Origin of the sequence: Ohtaekwangia sp., assembly GCF_036786105.1 — a bacterium.
Lineage (GTDB): Bacteria > Bacteroidota > Bacteroidia > Cytophagales > Cyclobacteriaceae > Ohtaekwangia.
Genome location: NZ_DAIQRQ010000089.1, coordinates 8,255 through 14,439 on the forward strand (window position 1 = coordinate 8,255; position 6,185 = coordinate 14,439).

The following is a 6,185-nucleotide window of genomic DNA, read 5'->3' on the forward strand; positions in this document are numbered from 1 at the left end:
CCGCTATATCAACTGGTGGTGGAATCTGATCTGTGGATATTCGCGATGCTGGCCTTGGGACATAAATACCTGAACAAACCAAGTTGCGCATTAACGTATTTGAGTCAGGCCGCATACCCGGTATATATATTACACATGGTTATGCTATACCTGGCATCGCTGCTAATTTTTCCGTTGTCGCTCTCTACACCTATGCAGTTTATATTGGTGCTTGTAAGTACATTTTCAGGATGCTTTTTAGTATACGAGATGGTGGTGAGGCGCGTGCGTTTTATCAGGCCGTTGTTTGGCTTGAAAAATAACGAAAGGTCGCAGACTGTTTCTTTGGAAAGTCAACCGTAAGTTAGGGGCAGCTAAAGCAGCCTGCCCTAACCGAATACACCAACGAAAAATATAGCTGGTCAATTGCCCCTGGTTCCTGATTTACAGGATTTAATATACCGGTTATACAGAATATCTACAGAATTTGCCCGTTACTTATGGGCCTGTATGAGCTTATCTGTTTTACTTCAAACCGAACAATTTGTTCGTGCGCTACTGGAGAGGTCGTTGGATAAGCATTTATATTATCATAACATTTCACATACAGTTGAGGTAGTCCGGTTTGCAGCAGAGCTTGCCCGGCAGGAAAGTCTTTCCCCGGAGGAAACCGAAATTGTTTTACTGGCAGCCTGGTTTCACGACACTGGCTTTACCGTTTCCTATATCGATCACGAGCGCGAGAGCACACGTATAGCATCACAGTTTTTGTCGCCTTGGATAGGGGCTGATCAGATATCCCAAATTACCGATTGCATTATGGTAACCTGTAAGGGAAGTATACCGGCCAATACACTTCAATCCATTATGCACGATGCCGACTACGGTCATTTCTTTAAGCCCGACTATTTTGCACACATGGAAAATCTCCGGGAGGAAGTTGCCGTGGTCTTCAAGCAGTCATTTACCAACCAGGAGTGGTATGAAATGAACAGCCGTTTTCTATCCAACCATCATTTTTATACAACCGTGTGTCAACGCCGCTGGGCAATTCAGAAAAACAAGCTGTTGGCTGAAAACGCACAGATGCTGCGTTTACAAAGGTAGGCGTTGCCATTCCTGTATTCCGACAGAATTGATACAGAATTGCCTTTTTAGATTCATTGTCAGAGAGCAACAACACCATTTATTGCACATTTTGAGGAATGAAGATTTAGCGAAAGAATTCGTGAGTCGATTGCTATAAATGAGGCTCGAATGGCACTCTTTTACTTATATCATGAGAATATTTATTTACACAGCGTTCATTTTCTTCACTTTTCTCAACAGCACGGGTTATGCGCAATCTTCTGCGGCTATAACCGGCACGGTAAACGATGCCGTTACAGGAGAAGCCATTCCGTTTTCATCCGTTGCGTTATATCAGAAAATAAATAATAAAGACAGCCTGCTAAATGGTACACAATCAGATGCAACCGGAAAATTTTCTATCAGATCCATAGCTACTGGTACATGTACGGTAAGAGTTTCATTCGTGGGATACGAGACGTTGGATCGCACTATAACGATCCAGGCAGGCGAACATCTGGATATGGGATCACTGGCGCTGCAGGCTGCGACCAAAGTACTAAAGGAAGTAGAGATCGTAGCCGAAAAAGCTGACCTGCAGGTAACACCCGATAAGCGCATCTTCAACGTAAGCAATAACATGACTTCCACTGGAGGCACGGCCGAAACGTTACTGCGCAACGTTCCTTCATTAACGATCGATGAAACAGGAGCTGCGAGTCTGCGCAATATGCCTACCACTATATACATCGATGGTAAACCTACGCAACTTACGCTGGCACAGATACCGGCGAACCAGATTGCCAGCATAGAAGTAATTTCCAATCCTTCTGCTAAATATGATGCCAGCACATCCGGAGGCATTGTAAACCTGGTGATGAAAAAGAACCGCGCACAAGGATATAACGGCATGGTAAATCTGGGTATAGGCAATAACTCGCGCTACGATGCTACGGTTAACCTGGATTGGCAAAAAGGGAAATGGAATCTTACAACACTTTATAGTCTTAACTCAACCAGGAATCCGCTTACCGGTTATGTGCATCGCAGAAATATAGACAGCGATGGCGCGAACAGCAGCTTCTTCGATCAAAATACAAACATCAGCCTGAACAATGTATTCCAAAGCGGCAGATTGCAGGCCGAATATCAGGCAGATAAAAACAACACACTTTCTATAGCAGGAACGATTGTAGGCGGAGCATTCAACACGGTAAGCAATCAAACGTACTACTATCGCAACGCTGCGGGTGAACAGACCAGCTATGGCAGCAGAAACACAGTGCCACACAACAACTACACCAACACCGGCCTTGAGCTAGACTGGAAGCATCAGTTTACCCGCCAAGGCGAAGCGCTCCACTTCATGGCATCGCGCACGCACAACCGCGTGTCGAATGCAGGCGATTGGTATACTACGGCATACGACATCAACGCATCTGATACCACAGCACAAGATGGATACCCGGTGCAGAATCGTATTGATGGAAGAATCATCGGCAATCAAACACTCGTGCAACTCGATTATACTCACCCGGTAAATGAATTGGTGAAATGGGAGTTCGGTCTGCGCAGTTATACCTATATCCGCGATCAGGAATATTTTTTCAATGAGGTGAATAGCAACGAAGAAACGTTATTACAAAATTACTCTCAATATGCGCGCATTACCGAAACCGTAAATGCCGTGTACGCACTATACGACCGGAAGCTTTCTGAAAAACTGGGCATGCAGGCTGGCTTGCGGATGGAGCAGTCGAGTATGCATGGTGTATCCAAATTTGATGGAAGTACCTTCGGCTATAATTATCCTTCCAAGACAGGACAGAATCTGTTTCAATCATTTTTTCCATCCATAGCGTTTAACAAAGTGGTAGATGAAAATTCGGAATGGAACTTTAGCCTGAGCAGAAAAGTTGGGCGCCCTACCTTCCGGCATGTGTTTGTGGGTATACAGGCTAACGACCGGCAGAACATTACCATCGGTAACCCGGCGGTGCGTCCGGAGTTTGTGAATACAGCAGAGCTCAGCTATAACAAAACCTGGACTAACACCCGCAATCACAGCCTGCAATGGTTGCCCACGGCATACTATATATACGAAGACCACACGATAAAACCGGTTGTAACGCCGTTGGCAACGGACTCCACTATCCTTGTAACTACATTTCAAAATGTAAAGGCCGATATTCGTTTTGGTCTTGACAACACGATGATTTACACAACCGGCCCGTTGAGTATATTGTTTAATATCAACGCGTATAAAGTAATTCTGCAATCCATCGATTTCACCAACGAGATGGTTGGTTACAATGCCAAAGTAAATTTCACGTATAAATTCCCGGCCGGTATATCAGCACAGGCCAGCGCACAGCGAAGAAGCAAAAACCCGAGTTTGCAAGGATATCAGAATGCAGTGAACGGTGTTGACTTTGCACTACGAAAGAGCATACTTCAAAACAAAGGCAACATTACCTTCTCTATCAACGATGTTTTGAATTCACGCAGGTTCGTAACGATATACAACCAGCCGGGTATATACCAGGCTTCCATGAGTCGCAGAGAGATACGGTACTTTAAACTCTCCGTACAATTGCCGTTGGGCAAACTCTCTGATAGCAAAATGAAAGAGCGCAAGGTTGATCGTCCGGATATTGATTTCAGCAACTAGGTAAATGTGCTATATTGGGATGCAATACCATCCACGTTTGTATGAACACATTAAAGTTAGTTGAGTATAATGTCTGGGCGAATCGGAAGATCACCACACACCTTGCATCATTATCAGCCGATCTATTGGACAAACCGCTGGGCGGAAGCTTCGGTTCCATTAAAGCAACACTCATCCATTTACTGGAGGCCGACTGGCTTTGGGTAAATCGATGGAAAGGCATTCCGCTGGCAGATATACCGGCATGGCCGCTCAACACATTAGACGACATCGTTAATCCCTGGGCAGGTATACAGGAAGACATGCTCGCCCTGGCACCCACACTGGATCGCGAGCCAAACAAGCAGATTGAATTTATAACACGCAAAGGCGCGCACCACGTTATGTCGTGGCCCGATATAGCGATGCACGTAACCAACCACGGCACGTACCACCGCGGACAAATAACACACATGATCCGCACCGCCGGTGAAGAGGCTGTTGCTACTGATTATTTCCTCTTCTGCGTTCAACCGTAATTACTGATCGTCTTGAGAGAGATGCCAGGATAAGCGTTGGTCCGGTGAAATGTATAAGCAATCCTGAGAAAGGTATAAGTGCGGGAATTTTGTTGATGCGAGATTTGTATCATCAATTCAAACAACAACTATGGGATCAACAAACAAAATCGCCCTGGTAACCGGCGGCAGTCGCGGACTGGGAAAAGACATGGCCCTGAATCTGGCCAAAAGAGGCAATGATGTAATTGTTACTTACAACTCCAAAAAAGATGAGGCTTTGGAAGTAGTAGCAGCCATTGAGAAAATGGGACAGCGTGCGGCTGCCTTACAACTGAGTGCTGGCGATGTGAAAAGCTTCGATGCATTCCTGACTACACTGCAAGCAACGCTGAAGAAAACATTTCAAGCTGAACGCTTCGACTTTCTCATTAACAATGCCGGTCACGGTATAAATGTTCCATCGCTGGCAGCTACTACCGAAGAGCAATTCGATGAGCTGATGCAGGTGCATTTTAAAGGTGTATTCTTCCTTACCCAAAAAGCCGTGAACTATATGAATGATGGTGGTGGCATTATAAATATATCCAGCGGCTTAACGCGTTTTACACATCCGGGAAGCGGTGCCTATGCCAGCATGAAATCGGCAATAGAAACACTTACCAAGTATATGGCAAAGGAATTGGGATCGCGCTATATCCGCGCCAACATCGTAGCTCCGGGTGCTATTGCTACGGACTTCAATGGCGGACGCGTGCGCGAAAATCCGCAAGTACAAGAGTATATCAAATCCATTACCGCGTTGCCACGCATCGGGCAAGCTGATGATATCGGCAGCGTAGTGGCCTTCTTATGTTCAGAAGATGCCAAGTGGGTAAACGGCCAGCGCATCGAAGTTTCCGGAGGTATGTATTTATAAGTAAAAATCCACTGTTCTTCTCCTCTCTATAAGGGAAGGAATGAATTTAAAAAACTATTGCCATTCCAGATGTTTAACAGGTGATATACTCCGCCAACGGAAGGTATATTACCTCGTTACATCCGGACACATTTCTGTAACTTTACGATCATGCAGCCAACCTTTGTAGACATAGCCACCATCAGCGACCTGCATAAACTTTATGGTTGTGCGGGGCCAAAGCATCCGCTGGTATCGTTCATTTCGTTGCAGGAGATTAACCGTGACAACTTTCCGGAAGAAGAAACTTCTTTCCGTCTTGGTTTTTACTCGGTATACCTCAAGCAACAGAAAGGCTCTATGAAATACGGCAAGTCGCACTACGATTTTGATGAAGGAACATTGATATTTACCGCACCCGGTCAAGCTATTTCGACACAACGCTCTATATCGTACAAAGAAGGCTGGGGACTATTCTTTCATGCCGACCTGCTTCATAGAACGGATCTCGGCAAAAAGATAAATCAATACTCCTTCTTTCAATACGATACCAACGAAGCACTTCATGTATCGGACGATGAAAAAGTACAGTTACGTACCTGCGCTGAAAATATAAAACGCGAATACTCACAGAATATCGACAAACATTCGCAGGCGCTCATTGTGAGTAATATTGAGTTGATGCTTAACTATTGCAACCGCTTCTACGACCGACAGTTTATAACCCGCGCCAAAGTAAACCACGACATTGTGCAGCAATTTGAAAAGGTACTGCTTCATTACTTCGCGCAAGACTCTCTCATAAACACCGGCCTCCCCGATGTAAAATACTTCGCCGGGCAACTGCACCTCTCTCCCAACTACCTCTCCGATTTGCTAAAAAGATATACCGGCAAAACCACACAAGAGCATATACATTTGCAGGTAGTAGAAAAAGCCAAATCACTACTCTGGAGCTCCGATAAATCAATCAGTGAAATCGCTTATGAGCTGGGGTTCGAGCATCCATCGCACTTCACCAAGATTTTTAAAACAAAGATGGGAGTTTCACCGAAGGAGTTTAGGTTGAATT

Annotated in this window: 6 protein-coding genes; all 6 read left to right on the top strand. The window is 45.2% G+C overall.

What is annotated here, in order from left to right; all coding sequences use genetic code 11:
* A partial coding sequence (locus tag V7Q33_RS21900) for an acyltransferase family protein (protein ID WP_333821272.1) occupies positions 1 to 342 on the top strand: 342 nt, incomplete at its 5' end.
* A 147-nt stretch (positions 343 to 489) separates the two neighbouring features.
* Complete coding sequence (locus V7Q33_RS21905; protein ID WP_333821273.1) at positions 490 to 1,086, top strand: HD domain-containing protein; 597 nt, start codon at positions 490 to 492, stop codon at positions 1,084 to 1,086.
* 172 nt (positions 1,087 to 1,258) lie between these two features.
* Positions 1,259 to 3,718, top strand: a complete 2,460-nt coding sequence (locus V7Q33_RS21910; RefSeq protein ID WP_333821275.1) for an outer membrane beta-barrel protein — start codon at positions 1,259 to 1,261, stop codon at positions 3,716 to 3,718.
* A 41-nt stretch (positions 3,719 to 3,759) separates the two neighbouring features.
* Positions 3,760 to 4,236, top strand: coding sequence for a DinB family protein (locus tag V7Q33_RS21915; protein ID WP_333821276.1), 477 nt, complete (start codon positions 3,760 to 3,762; stop codon positions 4,234 to 4,236).
* Positions 4,237 to 4,366: 130 nt separating this feature from the next.
* A complete protein-coding gene (locus V7Q33_RS21920) occupies positions 4,367 to 5,134 on the top strand; it encodes an SDR family NAD(P)-dependent oxidoreductase (protein WP_333821277.1) in 768 nt (255 codons plus the stop codon).
* A 150-nt stretch (positions 5,135 to 5,284) separates the two neighbouring features.
* Positions 5,285 to 6,185, top strand: a 901-nt coding sequence (locus tag V7Q33_RS21925) for a helix-turn-helix domain-containing protein (RefSeq protein ID WP_331979620.1), incomplete at its 3' end; no start/stop codon positions are given.